We start from the raw sequence: 17647 nt of genomic DNA on the forward strand, positions 1-17647 counted from the left end.
GTTCAGCGGTTCAGCGGTTCGAGGTTCGTTGGTGTGTGGATGCGGAGCGCGCGGACAGCGGCGTCCGCGCGATGGCGCGCACGGACAGCACCAGCAGGACGATCAGCCCCGCGTTGCGCAGGGTGATCAGCGTCACCGGCAGCAGGTGCGCGTTCAGCAGACCGTCGTAGGTCAGGGGATACACGGCGAAGGTCAGTGCGCACAGCATCAGCACGAGCGCGGTCGGCGTCTGCGAGCGCGAGCGGTCGAAGACGATCCACAGGATCACCGGCGCGATCAGCCAGGTCTGGAACTGCGGCGATCCCACCTTGTTAGTCACGATCAGCGCGGTGACAAGGCCCATCGACAGTGCGGGCAGCAGACGCTGCCACGACGCCCCGCGGCGCGCGCGCCAGAAACCGAGCAGCAGCATCCCCGCGACCACCACCATCATCAGCGGGGTCAGCAGCCACGCCACCAGGTCGGCTCCGGGAGCGCGGATCTGGAAGGTGAGGATCTCGAAGCTGTAGTCGATCACCGCCGCGCCCGAGGCCGCCAGCCACAGGAACGGCGTCGCCGCGACGGCCTCGATCTGCAGTCCGCGCCCACCCTGCGTGGTCAGGAAGCCGAACAGCTCCCGGTCCGCGCCGAGCAGGAAGAACACCGCGATCAGCGCGACCGATACGCCGGCCGCGGTCAGCATCACGCGCCACGCGCGACGACCCGCGGCCACCGCTGCCAGCACGAGCGCGCCCGGCCACACCTTCACCCACGCTCCGACGGTCAGCAGCGCCGCCCCGACCGCGGGACGCCTGCCCAGCCACACGCCGCCCACGACCGCCAGCGGCACGGTGACGGCGTCGATGCGGTACGGCGCGATCGGTCCGAGCAGCAGCAGCGCTGCGGTCCAGAACCAGCCCGCGGCGCGGCGCCTGCGTGCCCGCCCCCGCCCGACCAGCACCGCGAAGGCGAGCAGGTCGCCGACCGTGATCAGCACGGCCCAGCCGATGAGATACGCGGCATCGATGCCGAGCACCGGCTCGAGGGGAACCGCCAGCAGCTGGCTGATCAGCATGGGCACGAGGGCGAGCTGCGGGTACACCCAGGTCGCGGTGATGCCCATCACCGCTCCCCCGCTCAGTGCCGCCGCCGACCACGGTTCGTACACCAGCACGACGTCGCCCATCGGCTGGTTCGGCAGCACCCAGCCGAGCCAGGCCACGAGCACGTGGGTGGCTGCGAAGGCGCTCCACAGCGCCGCCGTGCGCAGCTTCATCCGAGTCGCTCTGCGCTCACGAGAGCAGCTCCGCGATCGCCGAGGGCAGCGCCTCGGCGACGTCGAGGGCGACGATCGGATGCCCGACGGCGCCGCCCACCGCCCCGGATGCCCGCGCGGCGGCGTACCCGTGCAGCCACGCGCCCGCTGCCGCCGTCTCAGTGTGCGGTCGGTCGGGGTTCGCGGCCAGCAGCGTGCCCAGTATTCCGGCGAGCACGTCTCCGGTGCCGGCGGTGGCGAGCCAGGCTGGTGCGTCGCCGACGACGATGGACTCCGCGCCGGGACCGGCGACGACGGTGCGCGCGCCCTTCAGCAGTACGGTCGCCCGCACCCGCTCGGCCGTCTCGGCGGCGGCGGCGATCCGTGCATCCTCCGTCTCGAGATCCACATCGGGCAGGTCGAGCATGCCGCGGAGTCGGGCCAGCTCGCCCGCGTGCGGTGTGAGCACCACCGGTGCCACGGCCGCATCGGCGAGATCCAGCGCTCCGGCATCGACGACGACGGGCGCGGAACCGGCGAGGATGTGGCCCAGTGCCGCCTGTTCGTGATCGCTGCGATGCGCAGCATCCGTTCCCGATCCGATCACCCACGCACCCACGCGGGTGTCGCCGATATCGGTGCCCGCGACCGTCTCGGGACGGCGCGCGAGCACGGCGTCGACGGCGCCGCCCACGTACCGCACATAGCCGGCGCCGGTGCGCCACGCCGCCTCGACGCCCAGCACGGCGGCGCCCGGATAGGCCGCCGATCCGGTGCGCAGGGCGACCACGCCCCTGGTGTACTTGTCATCGCGCGCGGTGGGCACGGGCAGCAGGCCGACGGTGTCGTCTCGTGTCCACTCCCGCACCATGCCTCCACGCTAGCCGGTGCACCGCCGATGGCGCCGCGATAACGTCATACGGTGAGCCTGCTCTTCTCTCCCATGACCGTGCGCGAGCGCACCTTCCGCAATCGCCTGTGGGTGTCGCCCATGTGCATGTACAGCGCCGTCGACGGACTGCCGCAGAGCTGGCACCGAGGGCATCTGTCGCAGTTCGCCTCCGGCGGGGCGGGGCTCATCCTCGCCGAGGCGACCGCGGTGGCTCCGGAGGGGCGCATCTCGCCGCGCGACACCGGGCTGTGGACCGACGAGCAGCGCGACGCATGGGCTCCGATCGTCGACGAGGTGCATGACCGCGGTGCGCTGATCGGCGTGCAGCTCGCGCACGCCGGTCGAAAGGCATCGACCTGGTGGCCGTGGGCCGAGCAGCGCGGATCGGTGCCACCCGAGCAGGGCGGCTGGACGACGGTCGCGCCCTCGGCCATTGCCTTCGAGGGGTTCGCCGCACCGCGTGCACTGGACGCCGCCGGCATCGAGCGCGTCGTCACCGGTTTCGCCGAGGCCGCCCGTCGCGCCGTCGCCGCCGGGTTCGACGTGCTCGAGGTGCACGGTGCGCACGGCTACCTGCTGCACCAGTTCCTGTCGCCGCTGTCGAACCTGCGCACCGACGAGTACGGTGGCACGCTGCCCGATCGCGCTCGCCTGCTGCTGCGGGTGCTGCGCGCGGTGCGCGAGGCGGCCGGTCCCGGCATCCCGGTCTTCGTGCGCATCTCGGCCACCGATCACGCCGACGGCGGATTCACGCCCGACGAGGCGTCGCAGGTCGGGCTCTGGGCCGTCGAGGCCGGCGCCGACCTGGTGGACGTCTCCAGCGGCGGGCTGGTCGCCCATCAGCGCATCGACGTGCATCCCGGGTACCAGGTGCCGCTCGCCGCAGCGGTGCGCGCGGGCGGTGTGGTGCGCACCGGCGCGGTCGGCATGATCACGTCGGGGGCGCAGGCCGAGCAGGTGCTCGCCTCCGGCGCCGCCGACGCGGTGTTCGCCGGACGCGAGTGGCTGCGAGACCCGCATTTCGCGCTGCGCGCCGCGCACGAACTCGACGCGGACGTGGCCTGGCCGGAGCAGTACGTGCGGGCCCGCTGGCGCTGACCGGCGCGCCCCGGCATCCGAGGTCGCGCCGCGGCACCGAGGTCGCGCCGCGGGGCCGGAACCCGGCATCCGACGCTCTGCGCACTGGATGCCGGACGCGGGTCAGCGACCGTGGCCGCGGCGCGTGGCGTCCTGCACCTCTCCGACGAGTTCCTCGAGGATGTCCTCCAGGAACAGCACGGCGACCGTATCACCGTCGCTGTTGCGCACCTTCGCGAGATGGCGACCCGCCCGGCGCATGGCCGCGAGCGCGTCCTCGAGGTCGGTGTCCTCGTGCACCGGCACCATGTGATGGATCCGCTTGGCGGGCAGCGGACGGTCGACGTCGTCGGCCGCCGCCGCACCCTCGGATGCCCGCAGCACATCCTTCAGGTGCACATAGCCGACCGGGGTCTGCTCGGCGTCGACGATCACGTAGCGCGAGAAGCCGTACCGGGCCACGGCCTTCTCGACGTCATCGGGCGTCGCCGTCTCGGGGAGCGTGATCAGTTCGGAGAAGGGCACGGCGATGTCGCGCGCCTTCTTGTCGGTGAACTCCACCGCCGCAGCGACCGCACCGGATGTATCGGTCAGCACGCCCTCGCGTCGCGAGCGATCGACGATGGTCGCCACCTCCTCGATCGTGAAGGTGGACGCCGCCTCGTTCTTCGGCTCGACGCGGAAGAGCCGCAGCACGTTGTTCGCGATCCCGTTGAGCGCCCAGATCACCGGGCCGAACACCCGCGAGACGAACACCAGCGGCGGCGCGAGCACGAGCACCGCACGATCGGGAAGCGAGAACGCGAGGTTCTTCGGCACCATCTCGCCGAACACCACGTGCAGGAACGACACGAGCGCGAGCGTGATCACGAACGATGTCACCGAGACGATCGACTCGTCCCAGCCCATCGCGTACAGCGGGATCTCGAGCAGGTGGTGGATGGCCGGCTCGGAGACGTTCAGGATCAGCAGCGAGCAGATCGTGATGCCCAGCTGCGAGGTCGCCAGCATGAGCGTGGCGTGCTCCATCGCGTACAGCGCCGTCTTGGCGGCGCGGGAGCCCCGCTCGGCGTGCGGCTCGACCTGCGAGCGGCGTGCCGAGATGACGGCGAACTCGCCGCCGACGAAGAACGCGTTGCCGGCCAGCAGCACGACCAGCCAGACCAGTCCCATCCAGTCGCTCATCGCTCCGCCTCCGTCTCCGTCTCATCGGAGGTCGGGTCGGCGATGTACCTCACCCGATCGATGCGGCGGCCGTCCATGCGCACCACGGTCAGGGTGCCGTGCTCGACGCGCACCTCGTCGCCCAGCGCGGGTACGCGCTCAAGCAGACTCATCATGTAACCGCCCACCGTGTCGTAGACCTCCCCCTCGGGCACGCGGATGCCCGTGCGGGCCAACAGCTCATCGGGGCGCAGCTCACCAGGGAACGTGATCGAGTCGGCACGGCGCACGATGCCCGCACGGGACCGGTCGTGCTCGTCGGACACCTCGCCGACGATCTCCTCGACGAGGTCCTCGAGGGTGACGACGCCGGCGGTGCCGCCGTACTCATCGACCACGACCGCCATCTGGTAGCCCTTCGAGCGCAGCTCGGCGACCAGCACGTCGAGGTGCACGGTCTCTGGCACGCGCAGCGGCTCGGTACTCAGGGCGCCGACGGGCACCTCGGCCCGCTTGTCGCGCGGCACCGACACGGCGGCCTTCACATGCACGACGCCGGTGATGTCATCGAGATCGTCGTCGTACACCGGGAACCGGCTGTGACCGGTGCGGCGGGCGAGCTGGATGACGTCGTCGGCGGAGTCGCCGACGCTGATCGCGTGCATGCTGGGGCGAGGCGTCATGATGTCGTCCGCGGTGAGCCGGGCGAAGGTCAGGCTGCGGTCGAGCAGGGTCGCGGTGTCCTTCTCGAGAACTCCCTGACTGGCCGAGCGACGCACCAGCGAGGAGAGCTCCTCGGCGCTGCGCGCCCCCGACAGCTCCTCCTTCGGCTCGACTCCCATCGAGCGCAGCACGGCGTTGGCGCTGCCGTTGAGCAGCAGGATCGCCGGCTTGAAGACCGTGGTGAAAGCGGTCTGGAACGGGATGACGAGTTTCGCGGTCTGGCGCGGCAGCGCGAGCGCGAAGTTCTTCGGCACCAGTTCGCCGATGATCATCGACAGCACGGTGGCGACGAACATCGCGACGGTGACCGAGATCGGCACCGCGACCGCATCGGGAACGCCCCACGCCTCCATGAGGGGCGCGAGCAGCGTCGAGATGGCCGGCTCCATGGTGTAGCCGGTCAGCAGCGTGGTCAATGTGATGCCCAGCTGCGCGGACGAGAGATGCGTGGAGGTGATCTTCAACGCGCGGATCGTCATGCCGAGGCGGGTCTCCCCGCGGGCCTGGCGGGCTTCGAGCTCCGCACGGTCGAGGTTGACGAGCGCGAACTCACTGGCGACGAAGAGCCCCGTCCCCACGATGAGCAGGAGCCCCACGCCCAACATCAGCAGTTCCATCAGCTGAGGTCCTCGACTTCGCCGAGGAGCGGGCAGTGGGGCGAGGTACTACAAGAGGGAGGGTCGTCCATAGTGCGCATGATCTTACCGAATCCCACTGTGAGCGACGCTCGTTTCGGGCATCCGATTTCGCGGCGCTTGCGCGTTCGCATCGGCCACACTTTCCTGCATCTGCCACATCGATCGATGCGGCAGATGCAGGAAAGTGGCGCGGATGCTGGATCCGGCCATCACCGCGACTGGAACAGCGACCGCGGCGGCGGCGCGAGCGTGCTCGGCAAACCGTCTGCGATCAGGATGTCGTAAAGCTCGCGCGGCCGGCGCAGCGCCGGTGTTCGCCAGCGGGAGAGCCGCCGGACAAGACGCGCAAGGGCATCCCCTCTGTCCTTCTCGGCGATCAGAGCCTGCTCCGGCGTGCGTCCAGCGAGGAGCTTCGGATCGATGTACTTGCCCACGCCGTCGAACTCGCCGACATGATCGTGCTCCGGAAAGTAGAAATCGGTGCGCACTGTTCCGCCTGACAGCGCGAACTCCTTCTGCAGGACGGGCGTGGGAAACCCGAGCCGCCGAATCAGCACCCTGCTCTGCGACTCCCGCACCGAGTCCGACAACGATGTCGCCTCGTCGAGTGCGCGACGAATGCGCGCACTCCCCTTGGCCGAGGTTCGCTGCTCCACCAGCATCCGGATCTCATCGATGGATGCCAGCGGCCCTCCGGGCCGATTCGCCCACAGCGCCTGATCGAGCACCACGACCCCCAGCACGTGATCGCTCACGGCGGTGATGTCGATGGCGGTCTGCGCGGGAGTGGTGATCCGATGGCCACGCCACGCGACGGCATCCGCCTCATCGATGCCGATGGCGTGCCGACGGATCAGCCCCGTCGAACGGCCACCGCTGCCCGTGCTGACTCGCACATCGATCCGCGTCGGCCAGCTTCCGAGGATGTCCATCCCGTGCACGCTGGCGGCAGCGAAGTGCGAGATCAGTGCCGGATGCCGCATTCGATCCGCGGCTTCGATCACGTTCAGCCGGTGCTTGTCGAGCCTCGACAGCTTCTGCCACTCCTTCGTGAGCACGAACGCGCCAGGCCCGACGCGATGCACAGCGCCGTTGTCCATCGCACGACGCAGCTTGCGGTAGTCGGGAAGCTCCCCAGGCTGATCCCGCACACGGCGGATGTCGATGTCAGGCCGTTCCTCGATGTTCATCCGGTCATCGTGGCCGGTTTCTGCGCCCGCCGTCAGCGAAAACCCGCAACCGGTGCACAACTCCGCGCTGCTCGTGTTCTGTGCAGGAAGAGTGGCTTGGGGCATCCGCCACACTTTCCTGCATCTGCCACATCGATCGATGCGGCAGATGCAGGAAAGTGGCGCGGATGCCTGCGATGCCCGCACTACCAGCTGACCGGCAGCGCCTTGCCCTCCTCGTACCCGGCGGCGGACTGCAGACCGACCATCGCCCGCTCGTGGAACTCGGGCACGGTGGCTGCGCCGGCGTAGGTGAACGACGAGCGCACGCCGGACGTGATCATGTCGAGCAGATCCTCCAGGCCGGGACGCAGCGGGTCGAGGTAGATCGTCGACGACGAGATGCCCTCGGCGAACAGCTCCTTGCGCGCGAGCTCGAAGGGATCCAGCCGGCCGAAGCGCGCGTGCACGGCCTTGGTCGACGCCATGCCCCACGATTCCTTGAAGGCGCGCCCCTCGGCGTCGTGCTGCAGTTCGCCCGGGGCCTCGATGGTGCCGGCGAACCACGATCCGATCATCACCGACGAGGCACCGGCGGCGAGGGCGAGCGCGACGTCCCGTGGGTAGCGCACTCCTCCGTCGGCCCACACGTGCGCGCCGAGCGCACGCGCGGCTTCGGCGGTCTCGAGCACGGCCGAGAACTGCGGACGCCCCACGGCCGTCATCATCCGGGTCGTGCACATCGCCCCTGGCCCCACTCCCACCTTCAGGATCGTCGCGCCGGCGTCCACGAGGTCGTTCACTCCATCGGCCGTGACGATGTTGCCGGCCACCAGCGGGATGCCGAGATCGAGCTTCGCGACGGCGTCCAGCGCGTGCAGCATCCCCTCCTGATGTCCGTGGGCGGTGTCGACGACGAGCACGTCGACACCGGCGGATGCCAGTGCCCTGGCCTTCCCGGCGACGTCGCCGTTGATGCCGACGGCGGCCGCCACCGCGAGCCGGCCGTCGGCGTCGACAGCCGGCCCGTAGATCGTGGTGCGCAATGCGGTGCGGCTGCTGAGCGTGCCGACCAGGTGGCCGCGCTCGAGTACGAGGATCATCTCGGCATCCACCGCCTCGATGACGTCGAACGCCGCACGTCCCCCATCGATGTCCTCGGCGGCGACGGCGTGCGCGCGGCCGCGCAGCAGGTCGCCGAGAGCGGCGTCCGGCAGTGCGGTGGCGAGGCGCGTCGCCGGCAGGATGCCGTGGATCATCTCCTGCGCTATCTCCCCGTCCGCCGGCTGATCGGCGACCACGACGCCGTGACCCGGCGTCGGCGGGAGCAGTCGCAGCGCGTCGGCGACGGTCGCGCGCGGCGACAGCACCAGAGGCGTGTCCCATCGCACCGGCTGACGCTTGACCCAGCGGATCGCGGCATCGAGCTCCTGCAGCGGCAGGTCCTGAGGCAGTACGCCCAGGCCGCCCCGCCGCGCGAGCGTCGCGGCGAGGCGTCGGCCGGTGACGGAGTTCATGTTCGCGGCGACCAGCGGCAGGGTCGCCGGGGTGCCGTCGTGCGGTGAGAGATCGACCTGCAGCCGACTGCTCACCGACGATCGCCGGGGCACCAGGAAGACATCGGAATACGTCAGATCCACCGTGGGTCGTTCGCCGGAGAACTTCATGCCCGTCACGCTACCCCGGCCACTCGCCATACGGCGGTTTCGAGCGCGTCCAGCGGGCGGAATGGCATTAGGCTTGTGGACTGTTACACATGTGCGGCCCGATGCGCAGTCGTCGTCGCGTCGCAAACACGGCTTCAACGACGAAAGAGGGCGATAAAGAGTGTCGAACCAGGTGACCGGCGTCGGTGGCGACGGGGGGTTCGGAGCCAACTCGTGGCTCGTGGACGAGCTGTACGAGCAGTTCAAGCGCGACCGCAACTCCGTCGACAAGGAGTGGTGGCCGGTGCTTGAGAACTACACTCCGCAGGCCGTGGCCGCACCCGCTCCGGCGCAGAACGCGAGCCCCGTCACCGCTCCCATCCCGGTGATCGGCTCGCAACCCGTCGCACGCACCACGGCGAAGCCGGCAAAGCAGGCACCGATCCCCGCCCAGGCACCCAAGCCGCAGGCGAAGGAGGAGGCGCCCGCCGACGAGGAGAAGGTCACCCCGCTGCGCGGCCTGCCCAAGACCCTCGCCGCGAACATGGACCAGTCGCTGAGCGTGCCCACCGCCACCAGCGTGCGCACCATCCCGGCGAAGCTGATGATCGACAACCGCATCGTCATCAACAACCACATGTCGCGCACCCGCGGCGGCAAGGTCAGCTTCACGCATCTGATCGGCTGGGCGCTGATCCAGACGCTCAAGGAGTTCCCCAGCCAGAACGTGTTCTACGCCGAGGTCGACGGCAAGCCCTCGGTCGTGGCGCCCGCGCACGTGAACCTCGGCATCGCGGTGGACGTGCCCAAGCCCGACGGCACCCGCGCGCTGCTGGTGCCCAGCATCAAGCGCGCCGACACGATGACGTTCGGCGAGTACCTGGCAGCCTATGAAGACATCATCGCCCGCGCGCGCGGCAACAAGCTGACCGCCGCCGACTTCGCCGGCACCACGGTCTCGCTCACCAACCCCGGCGGAATCGGCACAGTGCACTCGGTGCCGCGCCTGATGAAGGGGCAGGGCTGCATCATCGGCGCCGGCGCGCTGAACTACCCGGCCGAGTTCCAGGGGGCGAGCGAGCGCACGCTCACCGAGCTCGGCATCGGAAAGACCATCACGCTCACCAGCACCTACGACCACCGCGTCATCCAGGGTGCCGGATCGGGTGAGTTCCTGAAGAAGGTGCACGAGCTGCTGATCGGCGAGCGCGGCTTCTACGACGATGTGTTCGCCGCCCTGCGCATCCCGTACCAGCCGATCCGCTGGAACGCCGACATCGCTGTCGACCTCGCCGAACGCGTCGACAAGCAGTCGCGCGTGCAGGAGCTGATCAACTCCTACCGGGTGCGCGGCCATCTGATGGCCGACATCGATCCGCTGGAGTACGTGCAGCGCTCGCACCCCGACCTCGAGATCGAGAGCCACGGGCTGACCTTCTGGGATCTGGACCGCGAGTTCGTGACCGGCGGCTTCGGCGGCAAGCGCGTCATGAAGCTGCGCGACATCCTCGGCGTGCTGCGTGACTCGTACTGCCGCACGATCGGCCTCGAGTACATGCACATCCAGGATCCGGAGCAGCGCCGCTGGTTCCAGGAGAAGGTCGAGATCAAGTACGTCAAGCCCGGCCACGACGAGCAGTTGCGCGTACTGCGCAAGCTCAATGAGGCAGAGGCGTTCGAGACGTTCCTGCAGACGAAGTTCGTCGGTCAGAAGCGCTTCTCGCTCGAGGGCGGCGAGTCGCTGATCCCGCTGCTCGACGAGATGCTGCAGGGCGCGGCGGGCGCGGGCCTCGAAGGCGCCGCCATCGGCATGGCGCACCGCGGCCGGCTGAACGTGCTCACCAACATCGCCGGCAAGACCTACGGTCAGGTGTTCCGCGAGTTCGAGGGGTCGCTCACCCCCGGCAACCAGCGCGGCTCCGGCGATGTGAAGTACCACCTCGGCACCGAGGGCACCTTCGTCGCCGAGGACGGCGCGGAGCTGCCCGTGTACCTCGCAGCCAACCCGTCGCACCTCGAGACCGTCGACGGCGTGCTCGAGGGCATCGTGCGCGCCAAGCAGGACCGCAAGCCCATCGGCACGTTCGCCTGGGTGCCGATCCTGGTGCACGGCGATGCGGCCTTCGCCGGCCAGGGCGTCGTGGTCGAGACGCTGCAGATGTCACAGCTGCGCGGGTACCGCACCGGCGGAACCGTGCATGTCGTGGTCAACAACCAGGTGGGCTTCACAACGCTGCCCACCGACTCCCGCACGTCGGTGTACGCCACCGACGTCGCGAAGACGATCCAGGCACCGATCCTGCACGTCAACGGCGACGACCCCGAGGCCGTCATCCACGTCGCGCAGCTGGCGTTCGAGTACCGCGAGCGCTTCCACCGCGACATCGTCATCGATCTGGTGTGCTACCGCCGTCGCGGCCACAACGAGGGCGATGACCCGTCGATGACGCAGCCGCAGATGACCGACCTGATCCAGGCGAAGCGCTCGGTGCGCAAGCTGTACACCGACGGCCTGGTCGGACGCGGTGACATCACCGAGGAGGAGTACGAGCAGGCCAAGGCCGACTTCCAGAACCGTCTGGAGATCGCCTTCGCCGAGACGCATGCCGCCGAGACCGGCGCGACGCCGATCGCCCCCGAGCTCTCCCCCGTCGACGACCACGTCGGCGTTCCCGACGTCACCGGTGTCCCGCTCGAGGTGGTGCACCTCATCGGTGACGCCCACGCGAACAAGCCCGATGGCTTCACGGTGCACTCCAAGTTGCAGCAGCAGCTCGACAAGCGCGTCACGATGAGTCGCGACGGCGGCATCGACTGGGGTTTCGGTGAGCTGCTGGCATTCGGCTCCCTGCTCGTCGAGGGCACTCCCGTGCGTCTGGCGGGTCAGGATTCCCGGCGCGGCACGTTCGTGCAGCGTCACGCCGTGCTGCACGACCGCGCGAACGGTCAGGAATGGCTGCCCCTGGCGAACCTCTCCGAGAACCAGGGCCGCTTCTTCGTCTACGACTCCCTGCTCAGCGAGTACGCCGCGCTGGGCTTCGAGTACGGCTACTCGGTGGAGAACGCCGAGGCGCTGGTGCTGTGGGAGGCGCAGTTCGGCGACTTCGCCAACGGCGCCCAGTCGGTGATCGACGAGTACGTCTCGTCGGCCGAGCAGAAGTGGGGTCAGCAGTCGGGTGTCGTGATGCTGCTGCCGCACGGCTACGAGGGCCAGGGCCCCGATCACTCCTCGGCCCGCATGGAGCGCTTCCTGCAGCTGTGCGCCCAGGAGAACATGACCGTGGCGCGCCCGTCGACGCCGGCCTCGTACTTCCACCTGCTGCGTCGCCAGGCCTACGCCCGCCCGCGCAAGCCGCTGATCGTCTTCACCCCGAAGGCGATGCTGCGCCTGCGCGGCGCCACCAGCGCGGTGGAGGACTTCACGCAGGGTCGCTTCGAGCCGGTGATCGATGACAGCCGCGACCTCGACCGCGGCGCGGTCAAGCGCGTGCTCGTGCACTCCGGCAAGATCCACTGGGATCTGCGCAGCGAGCTCGACAAGAACCCGAACCCCGAGATCGCGCTCGTGCGGCTCGAGCAGCTGTACCCGACTCCGATCGATGAGCTGAAGGCGATCACCGACTCGTACCCGAACGCCGAGCTGGTGTGGGTGCAGGACGAGCCCGAGAACCAGGGCGCGTGGCCGTTCCTCGCCCTCGAGTTCGCCGAGGTCCCAGGGCCACGGCAGTTCCGAGCCGTGTCGCGCCCCGCTGCCGCGTCGCCGGCGACGGGCTCGTCGAAGGTGCACGCCGTCGAGCAGGTCGCCCTGCTCAAGGAGGCGCTGACGCTCGGCTGATCCCGCAGCGCGCAGAGAGACGGATGCCGCCTCGCCCCTTCCGGGGTGCGGGCGGCATCCGTCTCTCGTGCTGCGGGTGGTTCCGTCGTGCGGTCAGTACCAGATGCCCAGCAGGGGCGCCGCGCTTGCGCGGAACGCCTCGTCGATCGCCGTGATCGTCTCGCCGGCGCCGTGGATGCGTCCGGCGGCGGCGAGCTGTGTGGCGCGCACTCCCCCGGCGTAGATCGCAGAGAGCTCGATCACGCCGAGTCGCACATCGGCGGTGTCGGCCGTGCCATCTGTGGCCCGCACCTCGGCGCGGCCGTCAGCACCGATGCGGATCCGCCAGCTGCCGGCGGCGAAGCCGAGCGGGTCGTCGACGTGCAGCACGACATCGAGAGGCGCACGGTATTCACGCGCCTGCAGTGCCGTCGGCAGGTCGATCACGCGCAGCCAGCCGTGGTCGTGCACCTCGGTCTTCACGGCGCGCTGGTCGGCGACCAGCCACGGCAGCGGATCGTCCAGCGGCCGCAGGTCGACACTGGCCCTGTCGACGAGGTCGTGCTGCACCACGAACTGCCACAGCGCGCGCAGCGCTTCATCCGTCGTCGTCTGCAGCGTGCGTATGCGCAGCTCCGACCGGAACACGGCGGGGATCTCGGACAGCGTGTAGGCCATCGCTCCTCTCACGACGCCGTCGGCGTCGAGATAGCGGATGCCCCGGACCGCCGCGGCCTCCTTGTCGCCCTCCGCGAGCCCTGCCATGCGCTGCCAGCGCCCCGGCCAGCCGGCGATCTGACCGGCGCGCGTGGTGCGCGACTGCTCGTGCAGCGTCTCGAGGTCATCCGCGAGCGTCTGCCTGTCGGCGTAGACCAGGCGTCCGGGAACGTTCTCGCCCATCCATCCGGCCCGGGTGGTGTCGACACTCAGGCGCGCGACGGGCAGGGCGGAGCCGAAGCCGTATCGTCCGTAGATGGTCGCCTCCGAGACAGTGAGTCCGGCGATCGCGATCCCGGCGGATGCTGCGGATCGCAGCTCCCCCTCGAGCATCGCCCGCGCGATGCCGCGCCGGCGGTGGGTGCCGGAGACCGTCACCGAGCTGATCGCCCACATGTCGATCTCGCCGCCGGGAACGGTCATCGGCGTGATCCAGGAGTTCACCGTGGCGACGGGGAGGTCGCCGGCCGCTGCGTCGTACACTCCGATGTTGCGGCGCAGGCGCATGGTCTCGAGCATCTGCGCGACCGCCTTGTCGGTGGGCTCCTCATCGAGGAAGCCTCGGGCATCCGCGCGCACGAAGCCCTCGGCGTCGGCGGGGTCGGTCATATCGGCGATGCGGTAGTCGAGACCGCTCTCGCGCAAGCGACGCTGCGATTCGGTGTCGACGGGAATGAGGGTCTCTTCCGGTGCGGTCATCCCCCCAGCCTACGGCCGGGTGCTGGGTGCGCGTACGACGCGATGTATCAGTGCGACGCGCTCTGCGCGAGGCGCAGACGCGCGAAGACCTGCGCCCGCAGCTCCTCGGGTGCGCTCTCCTTGCACGCGCGCGCGACGACCTCTGTCAGGGTCTTCGCCACGAGCGCCTCGTCCTGGCACGACGGGCAATTGTCCAAGTGCTCGCGGATCTCAGAGTGCTCGGTGGTGCAGATCTCGTTGCGGAGGTACTCCTCCAGATCCTGACGCGCCTTCTCGCAGCCGCAGTCGCTCATTTCCTGCTCCTCGGTTCAGCCGCCGCGATGCCTCGCTCGGCGGCGTAGTCGGCCAGCAGCTCCCGCAGCATCCGCCTGCCACGGTGCAGACGGCTCATCACGGTGCCGATGGGGGTCTTCATGATGTCGGCGATCTCCTGGTAGGCGAATCCCTCGACGTCGGCGAGGTAGACCGCGAGACGGAAGTCTTCGGGCACCTCCTGCAGGGCATCCTTCACGGCGGACGCCGGCATCCGGTCGATCGCCTCTGCCTCCGCCGATCGACTGTGGGTGGCGGTGGTCGACTCCGCGCCGCCCATCTGCCAGTCCTCGAGGTCGTCGATCGTCCCCTGGAACGGCTCGCGCTGCTTCTTGCGGTAGATGTTGATGTACGTGTTGGTGAGGATGCGGTACAGCCACGCCTTCAAGTTCGTGCCCTGTGTGAACGACGACCATGCGCCGTACGCCTTCACGAACGTCTCCTGCACCAGGTCAGCCGCGTCGGCGGGGTTGCGCGTCATGCGCATGGCCGCCGCGTAGAGCTGATCCATGTAGGGGATCGCCTGCTCCTCGAAGTCGCGTCGAGGATCGCCGGATGCTGTCTCGTCCATCACCGGCCAGTCTAGGCGCGCCAGATCGACATCGTGGGTCGGCTCGGGCCGACTGCGTGTGAGAATCGCCGTCATTTCCCGCGCTCCTCTCCGCGTGTCGCAGGCTTCACTAGGCTATGAACCGATGAGCACTCAACGGTATTCCCCCGCCCCTGCACGAGGCTCCTACCTCGCGCCGGTCGCCGACCTGCCCGTGCACGCCACCGTCACCGTCCCGGGCTCGAAGTCGCTGACCAGCCGCGAGCTGATGATCGCGGCGATCGCCGACGGCCCAGGACGGCTGCTGCGCCCGCTGCACTCCAACGATTCGCGGCGCATGATCGACGCGCTGCGGCTGCTCGGAGTCGGCATCGAGGAGGTGCCGTCCGACGGCGAGTTCGGGCCGGACCTACTCATCACGCCCGCTCCGATCGGCGGCGGCGTCACGATCGACTGCGGCCAGGCCGGCACCGTCATGCGCTTCATCGCACCGCTAGCGGGCATCGCGCGTGACGACGTGCACCTGACCGCCGACGAGAACGCTCTGCACCGCCCGATGGGCGCCCTGATCACCGGCCTGCGCGATCTCGGAGTCGACGTCGATGACGAGGGCACCTGGTCCCTGCCCTTCACTGTGCGCGGACGCGGACGCGTGCGCGGCGGCCGGGTCGAGATCGACGCCTCCGGCTCCAGCCAGTTCGTCTCGGGCCTGCTGCTGGCCGCACCGCGGTTCGACGTCGGTCTGCACCTCGTGCACACCGGCAAGACCCTGCCGAGCCTGCCGCACATCGATATGACGATCGAATGCCTCAGCAGGCGCGGCATCCGCATCGAGCGGCCGGCCGTGGGCGAATGGCTCGTAGAGGCCGGCACTCCGCGCGGCAAGGACGTCGCGATCGAGCCCGATCTGTCCAACGCCGCTCCCTTCCTGGCTGCGGCGCTGGTCACCGGCGGCGAGGTCACCGTCACGGGCTGGCCGCTGCACTCCACCCAGCCCGGGGCGCTGCTGCCCGACATCCTGCACGCGCTGGGTGCCCACACAAGCCGCCATTCGGGTTCGCTGACGGTGCGCGCCGGCAACAGCATCCGCGGTCTCGACATCGACCTGTCGGCGGCGAGCGAACTCACTCCGACGATCGTGGGCCTTGCGGCGTTCGCCGACGGTCCGACCACTATCCGCGGCGTCGGACACATCCGCACCCACGAGACCGACCGCATCGCCGCGCTGATCGGCAACCTGCGCGCGCTCGGCGGCGAGGCGGAGGAGCTGCCCGACGGACTGCGGATCATCCCGCGCCCGCTGCACGGCGGCGCATGGCCCGCACATCACGATCACCGCATGGCCACCACCGGTGCACTGATCGGTCTGCGCGTCCCCGGTGTCGAAGTCGACGACATCGGCACCACCGCGAAGACGCTGCCCGAGTTCACGCTGCTCTGGGAGCGCATGCTGAAGGGCGCCATCGCGTGAGCTGGCTGGGCGAGGACGACGACGCCGACTTCGACGAGTTCGATGAGAGCAGCATCCGATCCCGCCCGAACCCGAAGGCGAACCGCCCGCGCACGAAGCGACGCCCTGCGCACAGCGATGCGCAGACCGGTCGCATCCTCGGTGTCGATCGCGGCCGCTACAGCGTGCTGCTCGATGAAGACGGCCCCGACGAGCGCATGGTCACCGCCGCCCGGGCACGCGAGCTGCGACGCACCCCGATCGTCACGGGCGATCGGGCCCGCGTGGTCGGCGATACCTCCGGAGACGAGGGGACCCTCGCACGCATCGTCGGCATCGTCGACCGCACATCGCTGCTGCGACGCAGTGCGGACGACACCGACCAGGTCGAGCGGGTCATCGTCGCCAACGCCGATCAGATGCTCGTCGTGGTCGCCGCCGCCGACCCGGAACCTCGCGCCCGACTCGTCGACCGGTACCTCGTCGCCGCGCTCGATGCGGGCATCCGTCCTCTGCTGGTCGTGACCAAGACCGACCTCGCCGACCCGAGCGAGTTCCTGACCCACTTCGACGGCCTCGATCTCACCGTGTTCACGAGCGCGCGGGGAGAGATGCCCACCGATGAGATCGGTGCGGCACTGATCGGGCACTCCACCGTGTTCGTCGGCCACTCTGGCGTCGGCAAGTCGACGCTGGTGAACGCGCTCGTCCCGGATGCCGGACGCGCGACGGGCCACGTCAACGAGGTGACCGGTCGCGGCCGGCACACGTCATCGTCCACCGTCTCGCTGCGCTACACGTCCGCTGCGGGCGCGGGGTGGGTCATCGACACGCCCGGCGTGCGGTCGTTCGGTCTGGGACACGTCGATCCCGCCAACATCCTGGCCGCGTACACCGAGCTCGCACGGATCGCGGAGGGCTGCCCGCGGGGCTGCACGCACCTTCCCGACGCTGAGGACTGCGCGTTGAACGAGGCCGCCGCCGACGGCACGCTCGGTGAGACGGGGCGCGCACGGCTGGACTCGCTGCAGCGTCTGCTGACGACCTTCGGGGGCTGAGCAGAAGACGGCTAGGGTGAAGGGGTGACGAACGCGCGCCTGGAACCCGGTACCCCCGCCCCCGACTTCTCGCTCCTCGACCAGGACGGCACGTCCGTCTCACTGGCCTCGCTGCGGGGACAGAAGGTCATCCTGTACTTCTACCCGGCTGCCATGACACCCGGATGCACGACCCAGGCCTGCGACTTCCGCGACAGCATCCAATCCCTGCAGGGTGCGGGCTACACGGTCATCGGCGTCTCGCGCGACACCCCCGAGAAGCTGAGCGAGTTCCGCGACCGCGACGGACTCACCTTCACCCTGCTCAGCGATCCCGACCACGCCGTGCACACCGCCTACGGTGTGTGGGGCGAGAAGATGAACTACGGCAAGGTGATCGAGGGGGTCATCCGCTCGACCTTCGTGATCGACGAGCAGGGCGCCATCACCCTGGCGCAGTACAACGTCAAGGCCACAGGGCACGTCGCCCGACTGCGCAAGACGCTCGGCATCGACGGCTGAGCT

14 protein-coding genes are annotated in these 17647 nt (G+C 69.5%); 5 read left to right on the plus strand and 9 right to left on the minus strand.

The annotated features are described in order from the left end of the window. Positions 1-10 precede the first annotated feature (10 nt). Together WDU99_RS11210 and WDU99_RS11215 are read right to left on the minus strand one after the other, a co-directional pair. On the minus strand, positions 11-1255 hold the full coding sequence (locus WDU99_RS11210; protein WP_337332549.1) for a hypothetical protein: 1245 nt from the start codon (positions 1253-1255) through the stop codon (positions 11-13). Between the two features lie 16 nt (positions 1256-1271). Further along, positions 1272-2105, minus strand: a complete 834-nt coding sequence (locus tag WDU99_RS11215) for an ADP-dependent NAD(P)H-hydrate dehydratase (protein WP_337332550.1) — start codon at positions 2103-2105, stop codon at positions 1272-1274. 51 nt (positions 2106-2156) lie between these two features. Here WDU99_RS11215 and WDU99_RS11220 point away from each other — a divergent pair, with 51 nt between their 5' ends. Next, positions 2157-3224, plus strand: a complete 1068-nt coding sequence (locus WDU99_RS11220; protein WP_337332551.1) for an NADH:flavin oxidoreductase/NADH oxidase — start codon at positions 2157-2159, stop codon at positions 3222-3224. Between the two features lie 102 nt (positions 3225-3326). On the opposite strand, the gene WDU99_RS11225 is transcribed toward WDU99_RS11220, so the two are convergent. From WDU99_RS11225 to guaB1, 4 genes are all read right to left on the minus strand, one after another. Continuing rightward, on the minus strand, positions 3327-4388 hold the full coding sequence (locus WDU99_RS11225; RefSeq protein WP_337332552.1) for a hemolysin family protein: 1062 nt from the start codon (positions 4386-4388) through the stop codon (positions 3327-3329). After that, on the minus strand, positions 4385-5707 hold the full coding sequence (locus tag WDU99_RS11230) for a hemolysin family protein (RefSeq protein ID WP_337332553.1): 1323 nt from the start codon (positions 5705-5707) through the stop codon (positions 4385-4387). The genes WDU99_RS11225 and WDU99_RS11230 overlap by 4 nt, the downstream gene beginning before the upstream one ends. A 230-nt stretch (positions 5708-5937) precedes the next feature. Beyond that, positions 5938-6918, minus strand: coding sequence for a hypothetical protein (locus tag WDU99_RS11235; RefSeq protein WP_337332554.1), 981 nt, complete (start codon positions 6916-6918; stop codon positions 5938-5940). A gap of 185 nt (positions 6919-7103) precedes the next feature. Further along, on the minus strand, positions 7104-8564 hold the full coding sequence (gene guaB1 / locus WDU99_RS11240) for a GMP reductase (protein WP_337332555.1): 1461 nt from the start codon (positions 8562-8564) through the stop codon (positions 7104-7106). A gap of 160 nt (positions 8565-8724) precedes the next feature. Here guaB1 and WDU99_RS11245 point away from each other — a divergent pair, with 160 nt between their 5' ends. Then, positions 8725-12378, plus strand: a complete 3654-nt coding sequence (locus tag WDU99_RS11245; protein WP_337332556.1) for a multifunctional oxoglutarate decarboxylase/oxoglutarate dehydrogenase thiamine pyrophosphate-binding subunit/dihydrolipoyllysine-residue succinyltransferase subunit — start codon at positions 8725-8727, stop codon at positions 12376-12378. 93 nt (positions 12379-12471) lie between these two features. Here the strand turns inward: WDU99_RS11245 and WDU99_RS11250 are convergent, their stop codons facing one another. From WDU99_RS11250 to WDU99_RS11260, 3 genes are read right to left on the minus strand one after another with little or no spacing between them, the layout of a single operon-like run. After that, positions 12472-13773 (minus strand): GNAT family N-acetyltransferase, encoded by a 1302-nt coding sequence (locus WDU99_RS11250; protein ID WP_337332557.1) that lies wholly within the window; start codon positions 13771-13773, stop codon positions 12472-12474. A 47-nt stretch (positions 13774-13820) separates the two neighbouring features. Further along, a complete protein-coding gene (locus WDU99_RS11255) occupies positions 13821-14066 on the minus strand; it encodes a zf-HC2 domain-containing protein (RefSeq protein WP_337332558.1) in 246 nt (81 codons plus the stop codon). After that, positions 14063-14731, minus strand: coding sequence for a sigma-70 family RNA polymerase sigma factor (locus tag WDU99_RS11260; RefSeq protein WP_337332559.1), 669 nt, complete (start codon positions 14729-14731; stop codon positions 14063-14065). The genes WDU99_RS11255 and WDU99_RS11260 overlap by 4 nt, the downstream gene beginning before the upstream one ends. Before the next feature lie 49 nt (positions 14732-14780). Between WDU99_RS11260 and aroA the strand changes: the two genes are divergently transcribed. From aroA to bcp, 3 genes are read left to right on the plus strand one after another with little or no spacing between them, the layout of a single operon-like run. Then, the gene (aroA, locus tag WDU99_RS11265; protein ID WP_337332560.1) at positions 14781-16106 is read left to right on the plus strand and encodes a 3-phosphoshikimate 1-carboxyvinyltransferase; all 1326 of its coding nucleotides are present in this window, start codon (positions 14781-14783) and stop codon (positions 16104-16106) included. After that, positions 16103-17143 carry a ribosome small subunit-dependent GTPase A gene (rsgA, locus tag WDU99_RS11270; protein WP_337332561.1) on the plus strand — a complete coding sequence of 347 codons (1041 nt, stop codon included), beginning with the start codon at positions 16103-16105 and terminating at the stop codon, positions 17141-17143. Before aroA ends, rsgA begins: the two co-directional genes overlap by 4 nt. Before the next feature lie 24 nt (positions 17144-17167). Further along, positions 17168-17644 (plus strand): thioredoxin-dependent thiol peroxidase, encoded by a 477-nt coding sequence (bcp, locus tag WDU99_RS11275; protein WP_337332563.1) that lies wholly within the window; start codon positions 17168-17170, stop codon positions 17642-17644. The last annotated feature ends 3 nt before the right edge of the window (positions 17645-17647 follow it).

Origin of the sequence: Microbacterium bandirmense, assembly GCF_037204185.1 — a bacterium.
GTDB lineage: Bacteria > Actinomycetota > Actinomycetes > Actinomycetales > Microbacteriaceae > Microbacterium > Microbacterium bandirmense.